16 protein-coding genes are annotated in these 16,723 nt (G+C 72.4%); 2 read left to right on the plus strand and 14 right to left on the minus strand.

From position 1 onward, the window contains the following. Position 1: 1 nt before the first annotated feature. The 4 genes from ACQF4J_RS15900 to ACQF4J_RS15915 are packed head-to-tail and all read right to left on the minus strand — an operon-like array spanning position 2 to position 3,563. A complete protein-coding gene (locus tag ACQF4J_RS15900) occupies positions 2-631 on the minus strand; it encodes a response regulator transcription factor (RefSeq protein WP_351576246.1) in 630 nt (209 codons plus the stop codon). After that, positions 621-1,889: a sensor histidine kinase gene (locus ACQF4J_RS15905; protein WP_351576249.1), complete on the minus strand. Its 1,269-nt coding sequence runs from the start codon at positions 1,887-1,889 to the stop codon at positions 621-623. The genes ACQF4J_RS15900 and ACQF4J_RS15905 overlap by 11 nt, the downstream gene beginning before the upstream one ends. A gap of 25 nt (positions 1,890-1,914) precedes the next feature. After that, positions 1,915-2,649, minus strand: a complete 735-nt coding sequence (locus ACQF4J_RS15910) for an ABC transporter permease (RefSeq protein WP_427165870.1) — start codon at positions 2,647-2,649, stop codon at positions 1,915-1,917. After that, positions 2,646-3,563, minus strand: a complete 918-nt coding sequence (locus tag ACQF4J_RS15915; RefSeq protein ID WP_427165872.1) for an ATP-binding cassette domain-containing protein — start codon at positions 3,561-3,563, stop codon at positions 2,646-2,648. Before ACQF4J_RS15915 ends, ACQF4J_RS15910 begins: the two co-directional genes overlap by 4 nt. 206 nt (positions 3,564-3,769) lie before the next feature. On the opposite strand from ACQF4J_RS15915, the gene ACQF4J_RS15920 reads away from it, so the two are divergent. Further along, the gene (locus tag ACQF4J_RS15920; protein WP_351576258.1) at positions 3,770-5,551 is read left to right on the plus strand and encodes an ABC transporter ATP-binding protein; all 1,782 of its coding nucleotides are present in this window, start codon (positions 3,770-3,772) and stop codon (positions 5,549-5,551) included. Next, positions 5,548-7,407 (plus strand): ABC transporter ATP-binding protein, encoded by a 1,860-nt coding sequence (locus ACQF4J_RS15925; protein ID WP_351576261.1) that lies wholly within the window; start codon positions 5,548-5,550, stop codon positions 7,405-7,407. Before ACQF4J_RS15920 ends, ACQF4J_RS15925 begins: the two co-directional genes overlap by 4 nt. 12 nt (positions 7,408-7,419) lie before the next feature. Here the strand turns inward: ACQF4J_RS15925 and ACQF4J_RS15930 are convergent, their stop codons facing one another. From ACQF4J_RS15930 to ACQF4J_RS15975, 10 genes are all read right to left on the minus strand, one after another. After that, complete coding sequence (locus tag ACQF4J_RS15930) at positions 7,420-7,830, minus strand: MerR family transcriptional regulator (RefSeq protein WP_351576264.1); 411 nt, start codon at positions 7,828-7,830, stop codon at positions 7,420-7,422. Beyond that, on the minus strand, positions 7,830-8,852 hold the full coding sequence (locus ACQF4J_RS15935) for an MAB_1171c family putative transporter (RefSeq protein ID WP_427165875.1): 1,023 nt from the start codon (positions 8,850-8,852) through the stop codon (positions 7,830-7,832). The genes ACQF4J_RS15930 and ACQF4J_RS15935 overlap by 1 nt, the downstream gene beginning before the upstream one ends. Before the next feature lie 6 nt (positions 8,853-8,858). Then, the gene (locus ACQF4J_RS15940) at positions 8,859-9,347 is read right to left on the minus strand and encodes a hypothetical protein (RefSeq protein WP_351576270.1); all 489 of its coding nucleotides are present in this window, start codon (positions 9,345-9,347) and stop codon (positions 8,859-8,861) included. Next, positions 9,347-9,874 (minus strand): hypothetical protein, encoded by a 528-nt coding sequence (locus ACQF4J_RS15945; RefSeq protein ID WP_351576273.1) that lies wholly within the window; start codon positions 9,872-9,874, stop codon positions 9,347-9,349. The genes ACQF4J_RS15940 and ACQF4J_RS15945 overlap by 1 nt, the downstream gene beginning before the upstream one ends. Next, positions 9,871-10,716: an aldo/keto reductase gene (locus ACQF4J_RS15950; RefSeq protein WP_427165878.1), complete on the minus strand. Its 846-nt coding sequence runs from the start codon at positions 10,714-10,716 to the stop codon at positions 9,871-9,873. The genes ACQF4J_RS15945 and ACQF4J_RS15950 overlap by 4 nt, the downstream gene beginning before the upstream one ends. An 87-nt stretch (positions 10,717-10,803) precedes the next feature. Further along, positions 10,804-11,136: an ArsR/SmtB family transcription factor gene (locus tag ACQF4J_RS15955; RefSeq protein ID WP_351576279.1), complete on the minus strand. Its 333-nt coding sequence runs from the start codon at positions 11,134-11,136 to the stop codon at positions 10,804-10,806. Between the two features lie 116 nt (positions 11,137-11,252). Beyond that, on the minus strand, positions 11,253-12,191 hold the full coding sequence (locus ACQF4J_RS15960; RefSeq protein WP_351802916.1) for an alpha/beta hydrolase: 939 nt from the start codon (positions 12,189-12,191) through the stop codon (positions 11,253-11,255). Then, positions 12,188-13,168 carry an NADP-dependent oxidoreductase gene (locus ACQF4J_RS15965; RefSeq protein ID WP_351576285.1) on the minus strand — a complete coding sequence of 327 codons (981 nt, stop codon included), beginning with the start codon at positions 13,166-13,168 and terminating at the stop codon, positions 12,188-12,190. Before ACQF4J_RS15965 ends, ACQF4J_RS15960 begins: the two co-directional genes overlap by 4 nt. After that, on the minus strand, positions 13,165-14,403 hold the full coding sequence (locus tag ACQF4J_RS15970; RefSeq protein WP_351576288.1) for an MFS transporter: 1,239 nt from the start codon (positions 14,401-14,403) through the stop codon (positions 13,165-13,167). Before ACQF4J_RS15970 ends, ACQF4J_RS15965 begins: the two co-directional genes overlap by 4 nt. Further along, positions 14,400-16,598 carry a prenyltransferase/squalene oxidase repeat-containing protein gene (locus tag ACQF4J_RS15975; protein WP_427165880.1) on the minus strand — a complete coding sequence of 733 codons (2,199 nt, stop codon included), beginning with the start codon at positions 16,596-16,598 and terminating at the stop codon, positions 14,400-14,402. The genes ACQF4J_RS15970 and ACQF4J_RS15975 overlap by 4 nt, the downstream gene beginning before the upstream one ends. Positions 16,599-16,723 lie beyond the last annotated feature (125 nt).

The following is a 16,723-nucleotide window of genomic DNA, read 5'->3' on the forward strand; positions in this document are numbered from 1 at the left end:
CCTAGCCGAGGATCCCCCGCTGGTACGCCGTGGCCACCGCTGCGGCGCGGTCGTTCACTCCCAGCTTGGCGTAGAGGTGGGTGAGGTGGGTTTTCACGGTCGCCTCGCTGATGAACAGTTCGCGGGCGATCTCGCGGTTGGAGGTGCCCCTGGCGACCAGGGCCAGGACCTCGCGTTCGCGGGCCGAGAGGGGCTCGTTGCCGGGGGCGCGTACCGCGGAGACCAGGCGGGAGGCGACGGCCGGGGAGAGGACGGTGCGGCCCTCGGCGGCGGCGCGCACGGCGGTGAACAGCTCCTCGCGCGGGGCGTCCTTGAGGAGGTAGCCCGTGGCGCCGGCCTCGATCGCCGGAAGGGTGTCGGTGTCGGTGTCGTACGTCGTGAGCACGAGGACCTTGGCACGGGCGCCGCGCCGGGTGAGCTCGGCGATGGCGTCGACCCCGCCGCCGCCCGGCATGCGCAGGTCCATCAGGACCACGTCGGGGTCGAGCGCGGCGGCCCGCTCGACCGCCTCGACGCCGTTCGCGGCCTCACCGAGGACGCGGAAGCCCGGCGCGGACTCGAACATGCCGCGCAGGCCGTCCCGTACGACGGGATGGTCGTCGACGATCAGCACGGAGATGTCATGCGTCATGGCGGACCAACGGTACGCGAGCCGACAGCGCCGTGCCGTGCCCCGGCTCGGACTCCACGGTGAGGGAACCGGCGATGCGTTCGGCGCGGGCGCGCATGCCGTCCAGGCCGAAGCCGCCGGAGGCGGTGCGGGCCGGTACGGCGTCCGGGTGGAAGCCGGTGCCGTCGTCGCGGATGTCGAGGACGACCTCGTCGCCCATGAAGGAGAGGGTGACGCCGACGCGGGTGGCCCGGGCGTGGCGGGCGGCGTTGGACAGGGCCTCCTGGACGATGCGCAGGAGGGTGGCCGCCACCTCGCCGTGGAGCTGCTCCGCGGTGCCGGTGACGGTGAAGTCGGCCCGCACGCCGGTGCGTTCGCCCCATTCGAAGACAGTCTTCTTCAGCGCCTGGGGCAGCCCGTCGTTGTCCAGTGCCGGCGGCGCGAGGTTGTGGACGGAGCGGCGGGCCTCGCCCAGGCTGTGGCGGGCCAGCTCCACGGCGCGGCCCACGTGCTCGCGGGCCGCCGCCTCGTCGGGCGTGTTCGCGACGACCTGGAGCTGGGCGATGATGCCGGTCAGGCCCTGGGCGATGGTGTCGTGGATCTCTGCGGCCAGGCGCCGGCGTTCGTCGGCGACCCCCGCCTCCCGTGCCTGGACGAGGAGTTGGGCGTGGAGGGCGGCGTTCTCGTCGAGCGCCTGCTGCAACGCGGCGTTGGTGCGCTCCAGTTCGGTGATGGTCTCGGTCCGCTCGTGGGCCCGTCGCGTCTCCTGCTCGGTGAGATGGGCGACCACCATCTGCAGGCCGGAGTTGGCGGCCAGCAGCGCGAGGAAGACCAGCCACTGCACCGCGCTGCCGAACGGCATCCCGCCGGCCTGCGCGCCGGCCACGGTGACGGCGCTCGCGAACAGGCCGAGCCGCTGCCACCTGATGCCCGGGATCGTCTCGTCGGCGTCCATGTAGCCGGTCGCGGCGTAGAAGGCGAAGAACGGGTTGAGCCAGGTGAGGGCGAAGGCCAGCGCCCAGCGGACGGCGTAGTACGCGGTCCCGGCCCGGGAGGGGGTGCGGCGCCGGTCGGGCCCGTGGGGGCGGGTGCTGTGCCACCACAGCTGGAGTACGACCGCGGCGCCGAGCAGCGCCCAGGCGGAGTACCACTTGGCCGGTCCGGCATGCGGGTCGGCGGTGGCGAGCGCGGGGACGAGACCGATGAACAGCAGCCCGTACGGCCCCCAGGTGTGGAACTGCTCCCAGCGCCGCTCGATCTGCGTGTCCACCCCGGTCATGTCCTCAGTCTGCACGGCCGGCCGCCTACTCCCAGCGGAACCAGCGGCCGGCCGCGCCGGTCAGCAGCAGGATCCACACCGCCAGCACGCCGATGTGGCCCCAGCCGGGCCAGTGCCCGGCCGCCGCCCGGTTCAGGGCCTGCGCGGCCGCGCCGAAGGGCGTGCAGTCGACGATCCTCGCCATCAGGTGCGGCATGGACTGCACGGGCAGCCACACGCCCGCGCAGAACATCGACGGGAAGAACACGGCCGATCCGATCGCGCCCGCGATCTTCGTCGTACGGGACAGCGCCGACACCACCGATCCGAGAGCGAGGGCGACCAGGACGGCCAGGAGCAGCGCGAGGAGGTATCCGAGGGGCTGCTTCGGCAGCCGCACGGCGAAGGCCAGCCGCCCGACGACGAGGGCGAGCAGCGCCGACACCAGGGCGGCGCCGCCGTAGACCACCATCTGCGCGGACAGCAGGGCGGAGGGGCGGACGGGCGTGGTGGCCATCCGGCGCAGGATGCCGCGCTCGCGGTAGCCGGTGAGGGTCTGCGGCATGGACTGCAGCCCCCCGACGATCAGGCCGAGCAGGACGGCGACCGGGACGTAGACGTCGATGGTGCGCAGTCCGCCGAGGTCGCTCTGGTGCTCCCGGAACCCGGGGATCGAGCCGAGGATCACCAGCAGCAGGGTCGGGAAGAGCAGGATCCAGAAGACCGCTCCCGGTTCCCGGCGGAAGAGACGGACCTCGGTCCGCAGTACGGCGGTGCTCATGACGCGGTCTCCTTCGTGTCGGCCTTCGTCAGGTCGAGGAAGGCGTCGTCGAGCGTGGCGTCCACGACGCGGAGCTGGTGGGCGGTGACCCGGTGGCGGGCGAGGAGGGTGATGACGGCGTTGACCGTCTCGTCGGTGCCGGCCAGCGTGATCCGGCCGTCCTTGCGGTCGACGGACGCGAGCGCGGGCAGGGCGGCCAGGTCACGGTCGTCCAGCGGCGCGGACGGGGTGAAGCTGATGACCGTGGCGCCCGCCGAGCGCCGGATCAGACCGGCCGGGGTGTCCAGGGCGGCCAGCCGTCCCCTGTCGATGACGGCGATCCGGTCGCACAGCCGCTGGGCCTCCTCCATGAAGTGGGTGACCAGCAGGACCGTCACCCCGCCCGCGCGGACGTCCTCGATGAGCTGCCAGGTGTCCCGGCGGGCCCGCGGGTCGAGGCCGGTGGTGAGTTCGTCGAGGACGACGACCCGCGGGTTGCCGATCAGTGCCAGGGCGATGAACAGCCGCTGCTTCTGACCGCCCGACAGCTTGGCGAACCGGGTGGCGAGCTTGGCGGTCAGGCCCAGGCGTTCGGCGAGCGGCGCCCAGTCGAGCGGGTGCGGGTAGAAGGAGGCGTACAGCTCGAGCGCCTCGCGGACGGTGAGCTTGGGCTGCAGCTCGCTCTGCTGGAGCTGGGCGCCCAGGACGCGTGCCACGCGCGCGTGGTCGGCGACGGGGTCGAGGCCGGTGACGCGGACCCGGCCGGCGTCGGGGACGCGCAGCCCCTCGACGCACTCGACGGTGGTGGTCTTGCCGGCGCCGTTCGGGCCGAGGATCCCGAAGATCTCGCCCTCCTCGACGGCGAAGGAGACACCGTCGACGGCGGGCCGGCCGCCGTAACTCTTGCGCAGGTCGGTGACTTCGATGACGGACATGGGACCAGCGTCGCCAAACGCGGGGTCCGGCCACATCGGCCGTCGCGCTCGAAGCCGCATCAACCGATCGGTCGATGCGGGCCTACGACCCCGCCCGCCGCTCCCGTGCGGCCGCTCGAACACGCAGGTCGTAGGACCATGGGCCGATTCCGGTCCGGCCAAAACTCGGTGGGCGTTGTCAGTGCCGGTCCGTAGGCTCACCACTGATGTCCACGACACGTGCAACCACCAAGGACCGGTCGGCCGTACGCACCCTGCTGCGCCTGTGGCCCCATGTCCGGCCCGTGCGGGCGCGGCTGGTGACGGCCGCCCTGGTGGCGATCGTCGCCTCCTGCGTGGGTCTGGTCATCCCGCTGGTGCTGAAGTGGATGGTCGACGGCCCGGTGGCCGACCACGATCCGGCGGGCGTGTGGCTCGGCGCGCTGTACCTGCTGCTCCTCGGAGTGGCCGAGGCGCTGCTGTTCGGGCTGCGGCGCTGGCTGGTGGCGCGGCCGCTGTCCGGTGTCGAGGCGGGCATGCGGGCCACGCTGTACGCGCATCTGCAGCGGCTGCCGGTCGCCTTCCACGACCGGTGGGCCTCGGGCCAGTTGCTCTCGCGCGGCACGACGGACCTGATGCTGCTGCGCCAGTTCCTCGCCTTTCCCCTGACGTTCCTGCTGGTCAACGGCGTGACGATCCTCGTCGGTGTGACCATCATGCTGATGCAGGACTGGACGCTGGGCCTGGTGATCCTGGTGCCGGCCGTGCCCGTCGTGGTCACCTGCGTGATCTTCGAGAAGCGGTACGCGCGTGTGGCGCGGCTCGCGCAGGACCAGGTCGGCGATCTGACGACGGTCGTCGAGGAGAGCGTGCTCGGCATCCGGATCGTCAAGGGGTTCGGGCGCCACCGCAGCCAGGCGCTGGCCTTCCGGGAACTGTCGCGGACGCTGCGCGGGACGGAGCTGCGCAAGGCCGGGCTGCTGGCCACGATCTGGGGCGTCATCGTGACGCTGCCGGAGGTGGCCATCGGGGCGGCGCTGGTGCTGGGGACCGTGCAGGTGGCGGATGGTTCGCTGTCGGCGGGGACGCTGGTGGCCTTCCTGTCGACGGCGCTCGCGCTGCGCTGGCCGGTGGACTCCATCGGCTTCCTGCTGGCGATGAGCCAGGAGGCGGCGACGGCCACCGAGCGGTACTTCGAGGTGCTGGACGAGGAACCGGAACGGTCCGGGCGGGTCGCCTCGGGGCCGTCGCCGGACAGCAGCGGCCTGCGCTTCCACGACGTCCGCTTCCGCTACCCCGACGCCCCCGACGGCTCGCCCCCCGTCCTCGACCGGGTCGACCTGCACATCCGTCCCGGCGAGTCCATGGCCCTGGTCGGCGCCACCGGAAGCGGCAAGACCACCCTCACCGCGCTCGTCCCCCGCCTCCACGAGCTCACCTCGGGACGCATCACCCTGGACGGCGAGGACATCACCGCCATGTCCCGCGAGGAGCTGCGCGCCAAGGTGGCCGTGGCCTTCGAGGAACCGACCCTGTTCTCCGCGAGCGTCGGGGAGAACGTGCTCATGGGCGCCGACGACGAAGCCGGGGCCGCCGAGCTGAACCGCGCCCTGTCCGTCGCGCAGGCCGAGTTCGCGCACGCCCTGCCCCAGGGCACGGACACGCAGGTCGGCGAGCAGGGCCTGAGCCTGTCCGGCGGACAGCGGCAGCGCCTCGCGCTCGCGCGGGCCGTCGTCGGCAGACCCAGGTTCCTCGTCCTGGACGACCCGCTGTCGGCGCTGGACGTGCACACGGAGGCCGCCGTGGAGGCCGCGCTGCGGGACGTGCTGGCCGAGACCACGGCGCTCATCGTGGCGCACCGCCCGTCGACCGTGCTGCTCGCCGACCGGGTCGCTCTGCTGTCGGGGGGCCGTATCGCGGCCGTGGGCACCCACCACGAACTGCTGCGCACCAACGCCGAGTACGCCCACCTGATGTCGGGCGTCGGGGAAACGGAGGACGAGCGATGACGGCACCCTCGACGTCCGTGTCCACGGCCGACGACGAACCGGACCTCCCGCGCCCCGCGGGCAGACTCGACCCCTTCGACCGGGACGTGCTGCCCACTCCCCCGGGAGCCACCGGCGGGCTGCTGCGCTCGCTGCTGGCCCCGCTGAGGTCCCGTGTCGCCCTGACCTCGTTCCTGCTGCTGCTCCAGCAGGCGGCCGTGCAGGCCGGCCCGCTGCTGGTGGCGTACGCCATCGACAACGCCGTACCGGCGTTCCGGCGCGAGGACCACGGGCCGCTGGTGGTGGTGGCCGTCGCCTATCTGCTGTGCGCGCTCGCCTCCGGGACACTGCAGTGGGCGTTCATCCTGACCTCGGCCCGGGTCAGCCAGGACGTGCTGCTGGACCTGCGGGGCCGGATCTTCCGGCACGCGCAGGCGCTGAGCATCGACTTCCACGAGCGCTACACGAGCGGCCGCCTGATCTCGCGCTCCACCACGGACGTGGAGTCGCTGCGCGAGCTGCTGAACGAGGGCCTGCAGGAGCTGGTGACGGTCGTCCTGTCCTTCGTCTACATCTCGGCGATGCTGCTGTGGCTGGATGCGGGGATCGGGGCGCTCGCGGTGGTGTCGTTCGTGCCGCTGTATCTGCTGGTACGGCTCTACCAGCGGCGCGCGGGACGGGTGTACCGGGTGCGGTCGACCGCCATCGCGGCCGTGATCGTGAAGTTCGTCGAGACGATGAACGGCATCCGCCCGGTGCGCGCGTTCCGCCGCGAGGCCGTCAACGACGCCGAGTTCGGGGTGCTCAACCGGCGGCACGAGCGGACCAACGGCGACGCGATGCTGGAGATGGCCCGCTATGTCGTGGGGTCCCGGCTGGTCGCCAACGCCGCGGTCGCGGTGATCGTGCTGTGGGGCGCCTACCGGGTGGCGGACGGCTCGCTGGAGCTGGGTGTGCTGGCGGCCGCGGTGCTGTACCTGCGGCGGCTGTACGACCCCATCGACCGGCTCGGCATGTTCCTGAACGCCTACCAGTCGGCGGCGGCCTCACTGGAGAAGATCGCCGGTCTGCTCGCGCAGACGCCGTCCGTGCCGGAGCCGTCGGCGCCCGTACCGCTGCCCGCCCTCGCCGGTGAGAGCCCGGGCCGCGAGGTCGTCTTCGACGGCGTGCGCTTCGGCTACCGCACCGGCGGCGAGGTGCTGCCCCGCTTCGACCTCGTCCTGCCGGCCGGACAGACGGTCGCGGTCGTCGGCTCGACCGGCGCCGGCAAGTCGACGCTGGCCAAGCTGCTCGCCCGCTTCTACGACCCCTCCGACGGGCGGGTGCTGCTGGACGGCGTCGATCTGCGCGAGCTGTCGGTGCCCGAACTGCGGCGCGGGGTGGTGATGGTCACGCAGGAGGCGTTCCTGTTCTCCGGCACGGTCGCCGACAACATCGCCATCGGGCGGCCGGAGGCGAGCCGTGAGCAGATCGAGCGGGCGGCGAAGGCGATCGGCGCGCACGACTTCATCGAGGCGCTGCCCGACGGGTACGACACGGACGTACGCAAGCGGGGCGGCCGTATCTCGGCCGGCCAGCGTCAACTCGTGGCCTTCGCTCGGGCGTTGCTGGCCGACCCGGCCGTGCTGATCCTCGACGAGGCGACCAGCTCGCTCGACATCCCGGGTGAACGGGCGGTGCAGCGCGCCATGTCGACGGTCCTGCACGGCCGCACGGCGGTCGTCATCGCCCACCGGTTGTCGACGGTGGAGATCGCCGACCGGGTGCTGGTGATGGAGCACGGCCGGATCGTCGAGGACGGCCCACCGGCCGAACTCATCGCGGGCACCGGCCGGTTCGCGGACCTGCACCGGGCCTGGCGGGACAGTCTGGCGTGACGGGCGGGGCCGTCAGCGGACGCCGACGGTCACGTTGGCACTGACCGCGCGAACGGAGTCGCCCGGCGGCAGGGCCGCGGCCGCCGTGCCCTCCGTACGCAGCTCGACCAGGAGCGACTTCGCCCGGGCCAGCAGCTGCTGCTGGCGCTCGATGCGCTCGATCTGCTCGTCGAAACGCTGCCGCGCCTGGGCGCAGTGGGGCACCGACGGCTTGTCCACGCAGGGCAGCACGGTGACGATGTCGACGATGTCCAGGCCGACCTGGAGCAACAGTTTGATCTTGGTGATCTGTTCCAGGGCGTCCGCGTCGAACTCCCGGTAGCCGTTGGTCCGGCGGCGTGACGTCAGCAGCCCGACCGACTCGTAGTAGCGGATGGAGCGGGCGCTCGCGCCGGACCGTTCCGACAGTTCTCCGATGCGCATCACAGGACCTTCCTCGCACTGCCGTGCGGTACGCCGAGGGCGGTGGGTGGGTCGTCGTCGCCCGGGGGTCCGCCGGGCGGGCCGGCGTCGGTAGGGGCGCCGGACAGCAGCAGCAGTGCGTCCTGGCACTCGATCTCCCGCCGGTATCTCCGGTACGAGATGTCGATCAGGTCGCCCAGCCCGCGCAGTCCGCGCTCCCGGGGCAGGACGACCTCCGGGTGGAGCGTGGTGAGCCTGCGCCAGGCCGGCCCGATCCGCCAGAAGGCCCGCAGATCGTCGTACGCCCTGCGGACGCCGCCCACCGCCCGCCACAGGGCCGTGAAGTGCAGGCCCAGCACGCTGGCCAGCACCGCGGCCTCGGTGAAGACGAAGTTGACCACGCTGTACCAGGTGAACCAGGCGTCGGCGGACAGAAGTTGGGCGACCACCAGGGCCAGGCGGTTCACGCAGGTGACCGCGTACGCCACCATGCCGATCGCACCGACCCGGACACCGAGGGCGACATGGTCGCGCACGATCCGGGCGATGCGCAGACAGGCGATCGCGGACGCCGCCGAGCAGAAGAGGAAGAAGAGGTTGCCGATCAGGTAGACACCGACGATCTTCCAGTCGCCGGTGTACTCGTTCTGCAGCGGATCGGTGCGCCGGGCGGGTGGCGTCGCGGCCATCAGGACGGCGAGCAGCGCACTGACCGCGCCCGCGGCGAGCAGCAGACGACCGCGCCACCAGGGCCCGCTCCGCGTGCGCCGCAGCGGCCGCCAGAGATAGGCCGTCAGCAGGGCGAGGCTCACGGACACGCCGGTGTCCATGGTGAGGGAGGCGACTCCGGGAACGGTCTCGAACGGGACGTTCCGCCGTACGACGGGGATTCCGGCCAGGGCAGCGACGGTGAAGCTGCCCAGCGCCACGGTCAGCATCGTGGTCCGTGGGTCGCGCAGCCGCTTCAGCCGCAGCTCGGCGATCTTCGCCAGCAGCGCGACGCAGAGGAACCCGGACAGGAAGTACTGGAGTGTGGCCGCCACGTCCGCTCACCCTCCGGCGAAGTACCGGTGCACGTCCCAGGCGACTTCCGGCTCGCAGGAGTCGTCGGTCAGCCGCTCGGCGAACGCGGCGGCGAGCAGTTCCGCCTCGCGCTCGGAGTCGGAGTCGTAGACCGACCTCAGCCGCAGGACCGGACCGCCGTCGGCCGTGTCGCCGAGCGTGGGGAGCGCCGAGGCGTACTCCGGGAACGCCTCGCCCTCATGTGCGCACAGGATGTGGGCGAGTTCATGGAGCACGATGTGGTCCCGATGGACACCTCCGGCCCGTTCCTGCACGACCACGACGTCGTCGTGCGTGCGGGAGACCCAGACTCCCATCGGCCCCGGGATCGGCAGCGGCCATTCGACGACGTGTATCGGCCGGCCCCGGAGCGAACTCATCTGGTCGCACAGTTCATAGGCGCTCGCGTACGGCTCCAGGCGCAGCGAGCGGACGAGTTTCCGGCAGGAATGGATGTTCCGCAACCGCGGGGTCATCACTTCTTTCCGTCCATCATGTCGAGGATCGCGATGAGTTGCTTGCGCAGGTCCGGCGTCATCTTTCCGGCGCGCATCGCGATGTGCCGGACCTGCTGGTCGGTGAGGGGCGAGAGGTCTCCCGCGCCGTCGGGGGAGTTCCGCGCCCGGGACGAGCCGGATGCCAGCCAGTCGACGCTGATCTCCGGATGGCCCTCGCGCAGGTGGTCGTTGAAGAACCGGACGAGCGCGACGACCACGGCGATGGAGGGGTTGGTGTACCGGCCGGAGCGGAGCATGCCGAGGTAGCTGCGGGACACCTTGACCTGGTAGCGGTCCTCGGCGCGGCTGATCATGTCGGCGACTTCTCCGGTGCTGAAATTGCGCCACCGGCGCTCGGCGTCCTGCGTTCCGGTGACCGAGAAGAGGTAGTTGATTCGGCCCGTGAAGGTCTCCCCGCCGTCCTGGTCCAACTCGCCGCTCCGTTCGCCGACATATTCAACTGTGCGGTCACTGTACTTGCGCGGTTTCTCCCTGGTCGTGGTCATCGTCCGGCTCCCGAGGCCGCCACCGACAGCGCGTATCCGGCCACCTCCGCCGCCTCGGCCGGGCCCAGCGGACCCGAGCGGGCGGCCGCCGCGTTGGCGCGCAGGTGCTCGGGCCGGGAGGTGGCCGCGAGGACCGAGGTGACCTCGGGGCGCGCGAGCACCCAGCGCAGGAGTGCCTCGCTCCAGGTGGTGCAGCCGAGCTCCCGCAGCCAGCCGGCGGGCGGCCGTGCCCGGAGCAGTTCGCCCTCGCCGAAGGGCCGCATGGCCAGCACGCCGATGCCGGCTTCGGCCGCCGCCGGGAGGATGTCGTCGGTGAGCGCGGTCTCGGCGGCGTTGAGGTTGACCTGGACGAAGTCCACCCTGCGCTCGGCGATGATCCGGGCGAGGTCCTCGTGGCTGCCGCCGAGCCCGAAGGCATGGTCGAACTGGTAGGTGGCGCCGGTGAACCGGACGCGTCCGGAGTCCTGCTGCCGCCGGAGCCAGTCGAGGTTGGCACGCCAGCCGTTGAGGTTGTGCACCTGCAGCAGGTCGATCGAGGACCGTCCGTAGGAGCGCAGCTGGCTCCGGAAGACGGCCTCGACGCGCTCCGGGTCGCTGTCCCAGACCTTGGTGGCGACGAAGAAGCCGGTGTCGCCCCGCAGCAGGGCGGCGAGCCGGGCCTCCGCGCGGCCGTAGACCGGTGCGGTGTCGACGAGTTCGACGCCCGACTCGCGGGCGGTTCGCAGGACCTCGGCGAGCCGCTCCGGGGCCGGGTCGTCGAACGTGCGCCAGGTCCCGAGTCCGAGCACGGGAAGGTCCACACCCGCCCGGAGGGCGGTCCGGCGGGGCACGGTCGAGGTCATGGCAGATCCTTCCAGGCGCTCAGGGGGGACGAGACCGATCCTTGGAGCTGACATCGGTGTCAGCTCAACCCGTGGGCGCCGGGCCCCTCACGCGCCCGCCGGCAGCTCCTCGGGCGCGGGAGCGGTGACCTGCACGGCGTCGAGCAGGCCGGGGAAACGGGCGTCGAGGTCGTCGCGTCGCAGGGTGATGATCCGGGTGGTGCCCCGGACCTCGGTGTGCATGACGCCGGACTCCCGCAGAACCTTGAGGTGGTGCGAGAGCGTCGACTTGGCGATGGGGTAGTCGAGTTGCCCGCACGAGCGCGAGCCCTCGGCGTGCATGACGCGGGCGATGTCCCGGCGGATGGGATCGCTCAGGGCATGCAGGACCTTGTCGAGGGAGATGTCCCGCCGGTCCGGGTGATACAGCTGGTTGCGCATGCGCGACCTCCTCGTCGGCCCGTGACGTGGCGCAGCCGCTTCCCGCGCAGCTCCGACCCACCTCGTTCAACGTTCTACGATGATAGAACATTACCGCCGGAGCCCGTCCGGGTCGGTCAGCCGTGCAGGGCGCGCCGCAGCACCGTGGTGCGCTCCTCGGCCCGCCGACGGGTGACCGCGGCGGTCGGCACGAGGAACGCCAGGTGGTAGGCGCCCGGGAACACATGGAGTTCCACCGGCACTTCCGCGGCGAACAGGCTCTGCGCGTAGGACACCGCCTCGTCCCGGCACGGGTCGTACTCGAGTGCCACGACGTACGCGGGAGGCAGCCCGGACAGGTCCTTGGCGCGTGCGGGCGCCGCGTACTCCGGCACGTCGTCGCCGCCCGCCCGGTCACCGAGGTAGTGGCGCCAACTGGTGCGCGCGTTGAGGGTGTTCCAGCCGGGCGTGTCGGTGAACCGCCGCATGCTCACGGTGTCGGTCCGGTCGTCCAGCTCGGGCAGTTCGAGGTACTGGAAGACCGGCGCGTGGCCGCCCCGGTCCCGGGCCATCAGCGACACGGCGGCGGCCAGGCCGCCGCCCGCGCTGGTGCCGTGGACGGCGATCCGGCCGGGGTCGACACCGAGTTCGCCGGCGTGCGTGGCGAGCCACTGCAGGGCGGCGTAGCAGTCCTCGGGCGCGGCGGGGTAGGGGTTCTCGGGCGCGAGGCGGTAGCCGACCGAGACGACGACGGCGTCGACCCGGCGGACGATGTCCAGACAGGTCGGGTCGTCGTTCGAGACGACACCGAACACGAAGCCGCCGCCGTGGAAGTTCAGCACCGCCGGCCGTACGGCGTCGCCGACGGCGGGCCGGTAGACCCGCACCGGCACGGGTGGGCCGTCCGGCGGGCCCGGGATCTGAAGGTCCGTCACTTCCACACCGGTGGTGTCCGGGGCCGGCCGGGAGGCGCTGAACCGGCGCAGCTTGGCGCGGGTCTCCTCGGGGTCGCTGAGGTCGAAGACGTCGAACATCGCGGCGGCGTCGACGATGTCGGCGTCGTAGCGGTAGGTCATGATGCGGGCCCTGTTCCGTGGGGGGAGGGGGAAAGGAGCCGGTCCGTGGGGGCGGCGGCGCCGGGCAGGAGCACGATCTTTCCGCCGAGTCCGCCCTTGCGGCCGAGGTCGAGCGCCTCGGCGGCCTGCGGCAGCGGGAACCGTGCTGCGACGGGCAGTTCGAAGGCGCTGTGACCGATCAGGTCGAGCGTGGAGGCCAGTTCGAGAGGGACGTGCTCCAGGTGGGGCACGTCCCCGGCCGGCGCGCCCGGGTCCCAGGCGACGGTGACCCGGCGCGCCCTGGACCGGACCAGTTCCGCCGCGGTCTCGGTCGGCTGGGGCCCGCCCGCGCAGTCCACGGAGGCGTCGAACGGGCCGAGCGGGGCGAGCCGGCCGAGGAGACCGTCTCCGTAGGCGACCGGGGTCGCCCCCAGACGCCGTAGCAGCAGGTGGTGCTGCGCAGAGGCCGTGCCGATCACCTCGGCGCCGATCAGCCGGGCCAGCTGGACGGCGGCCAGACCCACTCCCCCGGACGCGCCGTGCACCAGGAGCCGTTCACCGGCCCGCAGCCCGACCTGGACCAGGGCGGAGTACGCGGTGCCCGCCGCCACGGGCAGGACCGCGGCCTGCTCGGCCGAGAACCTGCCCGGCTGCGGGGTGAGTTCGTCGGCCTCCTGTGCGGCGGGGACGGCCTCGTACTGCCGGTAGGTCCCGGGGCGGCCGTGCCGGATGACGGCGTCGCCGACCTGGAACCGCCGTACGCCGGGGCCGACGTCCACGACCACGCCCGCCGCCTCGACGCCCAGGCAGGCGCCGGGCAGGTCCATGGGGACGAGGTCCCGCAGACCGCCGCCGAGGAGCTTCCAGTCGATCGGGTTGACGCCGATCGCGGTGTAGCGGACCACCACCTCGCCGGGTGCCGGCGTGGGAACGGGCACGTCGGCGCCGTACAGCTCGTCCGAAGTCCCGTACCGGTCGAAGAGCACGGCCGTGCTCACGCGGTGACCTCCTCGCGGCGGAAGGCGCCGGCCGCCGCGTACACGGCGAGCGAGGCGAGGTAGGCGACGACGGTGAACAGGGCCACGCCCCAGAAGCCGTCGCCCTTGGTGAGCAGGATGCCGCCGACGGCGCCGCCGATGGTGGTACCGACGTACATCGCGGCGTTCGCCAGCGAGGAGACGGTGCCGCGGGCGGTCTCCGTCTGCTGCTGCAGGACGCTCATGAACACCGGGAAGACGAATCCGGCGACCATCATGACGAGCGCCAGCAGCACCAGGGCCGTGCCGAGGTTGGGCGACAGCGGGGTCAGGCAGTACAGGACGGTCATGGCCAGCACGGCCGACAGCAGGGAGCGGTACAGCCCCAGGCGCTGCACCAGCCTGCTGCCGAACAGCGAGCCGATCACGTTGCCCGCGCCGACCGCCATCATGGCGGTGCCGACGGATCCGACGTCGAGTCCGAAGTCCCTGTTGAACCAGGACCCGAAGAACGAGATGGCCTCGAAGTTGCCGGTCTGGAAGACCAGGTAGCCCAGGAGGAACCAGCGCAGCCTGCCGCGGCCGAGGACCGTGCCGTACGTGCGGAGCATGGCGCGCGGACCGGTGCCGGCGTTCCCGGCGTGACCCGGCACCGACGGGAAGAAGCGGGCGAGCACCAGCCACAGCAGCGCGGAGATCGCGCCGATGGCCCAGAACGGAAGGTGCCAGGAGGAGGCGGCGAGCCAGCTGCCGAGCGGGATGCCGGCGAACTGCGCGATGGACAGGCCGGCCGTCGCGAAGCCCATGGTCCGCACGATCTGCTGGGGCTTGACCAGGACCGGGATGGAGGCCCAGATCTGCGGGGAGACGAACGCGGCGCTCACTCCGGCGAGGAACCGGAACAGGATCATCGTCCAGAAGCCCTGGGCGAATCCGCACAGCGTGGTCGTCACGATGAACCCGACCAGGCCGGTCAGCAGCACCCGGCGCCGGTCGCGGCCGTCCGACAGCGGTCCGGCGATGAGGGCGAAGACCGCGTAGCCGAGGGCGTAGGCGCTGACCATCCAGCCGGAGACGTCGGAGGAGACGTCGTAGGTGCGGGCCAGCGTCGGCAGCAGGGGGGCGACGAGGAAGGTGTCCGTGCCGATGACGAACATCGTGGCGAAGGCCAGCAGGGAGACGGTCCGGGCCGAGGGCCCGGCGGCCTTCGGGGTGGACGTGGCCGGGGGCGCGGAGGTGGGTGAGGTACTGGTCATGTCATCATCACCGCCCAGGAGCGGTTGAGTTTCCCTTCGAGCATGTGGAGGGCCTGGACCGCGATGAATCCCTCGTCGGTGGTCTCCGAGGGACCACCGGGGGTCCGGGAGAATCCGCCGTCGGCGCTCTGCCGGATCGCGATCCACTGCTTGCAGGCTTCGATGTCGGTGGGCAGGGCGCCCAGTACGTAGAGCGTGGCGATGGCGTGGTAGGAGCCGACGAAGCTCTCCGGGCCGCCGTCGCGGTAGCGGAAGCCGCCCGCCTCGGTCTGCAGGTTCTGCAGCCAGGAGACGGTCCGCTCGGCGTGCGGCGGGCGCAGGCCGAGCGCGATGAGCGCGCCGACCACCCGGAAGGTGGCGAACGTGTCGGACGGCGAGCCGGGCTGGTTGCCGTAACCGCCGTCTTCGTTCTGGCAGTTGACGAGGTACGCCACCAGGTCGTCCGTCCGCTCCGGCCGGGCGTCCAGCGCGACCAGGGTGAGCGTGGCGAGGTGGGAGTGCCAGGCGTCGCCGGGGAAACCGGGCGCGTTGCCGAACCCGCCCTCCGGGTGCTGGCAGGACCGCAGGAAGGCGACACAGCCCTCGCGGTCGAAGGCGGGGTGGTCGGCACCGCCGAGCACGACGGCGGTCAGGACCGCGCAGTAAGTGGTGAAGGTCTCCGACGGCAGGGAGGGCTGCTCGCCGAAGCCGCCGTCCCGGTTCTGCGTGGCGAAGACGCCGGCGAGCTTCCCCGGCACGTCGGGCACGGGTTCGCCGAGGGCCATGAGGTCGGAGACCACGTGCAGCACAGAGAAGGTCTGCGCGGTGCGGTCGGATCGCAGGCCCAGCGGCGAGCGGTAGGGGGTGAGGCCGTAGCCGAGCCCGGAGGCCGTGGAGCGCAGCCAGTCGAGATAGCCGGGCAGGTCGACCCTGTCCTCGGTGAGGGGAGCGCTGGTGACGTACCCGAGGTCGTTGTCGAACGGCTCCGCGGCGGGCCGTTCGGTCAGGAGGGGCGCGGTCCGCACGGCGGGGGCGCGGTCGCCCAGGGCCGCCACGGCGAGCAGCTGGGTCTGGGCGTGCTTGCCGTGGAAGGGCACGTACGTGGTGTTGCCGACGGCGAACGAGCCCGTGCTGCGCGGCGGCACCATGACGTGCCGGGCCAGCGGGACGGTGGGGTCGACCGGCGTGGAGAACCAGCTGCCCTGCCCGTGGAAGACACCGCCGGCCAACGGGTCGGCGTACCGCTCCAGTTCGGCGGTGCTCTCCTCGTCCAGCGCCTTGAGCCGTACGTCGGCCTCGCCGCCGGTGCCCAGCGCGGCGGCGCGACGGGCGGCCAGGGCGAGCAGGGCGTGGTCGGCGACCAGCTTGGCGGGGAAGGGCGAGTCGGGGCGGCCGTGCAGGGCGGCGACGGGGTCGACCCGGACGACGGAGTCGGCGTCGCTGCGGTCCCAGTAGCCGTGCGCACCGGTGTGACCGTGGTGGGCCTGGATGTGCAGCAGTGCCCGGCGGGCCAGGTCCGCGGCCCCGTCGTGACCGCGCTCGTACAGCGCGGTCCAGGCGAGAGCGGCCAGGGCGCTCGCCCGGGTGCGATGCCCGTGCAGGGTGTCCGGTGTGCCGCGCGGGGTGAGACACGCCCATACCCCGTCGCCGTGCGTGTAGCGCTGAAGGTGGTGCGCGGCCCGGTCGAGGAAGTCCGTGGCGCCCTCGGTCACCGCGTCGGCGGCGAGGACCGCGACCGCGGCCTCCTCCAGGGGGCTCGCACCGTCGAGGACGGTGGACCAGGAACGGTCGAGGCGGGCCGGCCAGTCGTGGGCGAGCAGTTCGTCGGCGACGTGCAGCACGAGGGTCCGGCCCTCGGTGACGAGCGCGCCGTCGTCCAGCAGGGTGCCCGCGCGGTGCAGGGCCCAGCCGGCGAGCGCCTGGGCGGAGGGGGTACGGACGTCGCCGACCGGGTGCGGTGCCCCGGTGACGTCGAGGAGTTCGCGGAAGCCGGGGTGGTCGGGGTCGGTGAACTCCCGCAGGGCGGCGAGGAGCCGGGTCACCAGCTCGCTCTCGCCGGGGCCGGGGAGCACCAGGAGGGCGAGGGCGGCGTCGCGCAGGGTGCGGTCGGGGGTGATGACGTCGGTGGCGTCCCGTCCGAGGACCGCGGGGACGCGGGCGTGGTCGTCCAGGAGTTGATCCAGGACGAAGGCGCGCGGGGAGGGGGGACTGCTCATCGGACTCCTTCTCGTCGCACGGTTCGGCGGCGCTCCACGTGTTTCGTTGTTCGTGAAACATCGAACCATGGGGATGGTAGCAGGGAACGGGCTTGTCGCCCAGGGGAGTTCGGCCGGTGCCGGAT

Source organism: Streptomyces sp. C1-1, assembly GCF_050214755.1.
Lineage (GTDB): Bacteria > Actinomycetota > Actinomycetes > Streptomycetales > Streptomycetaceae > Streptomyces.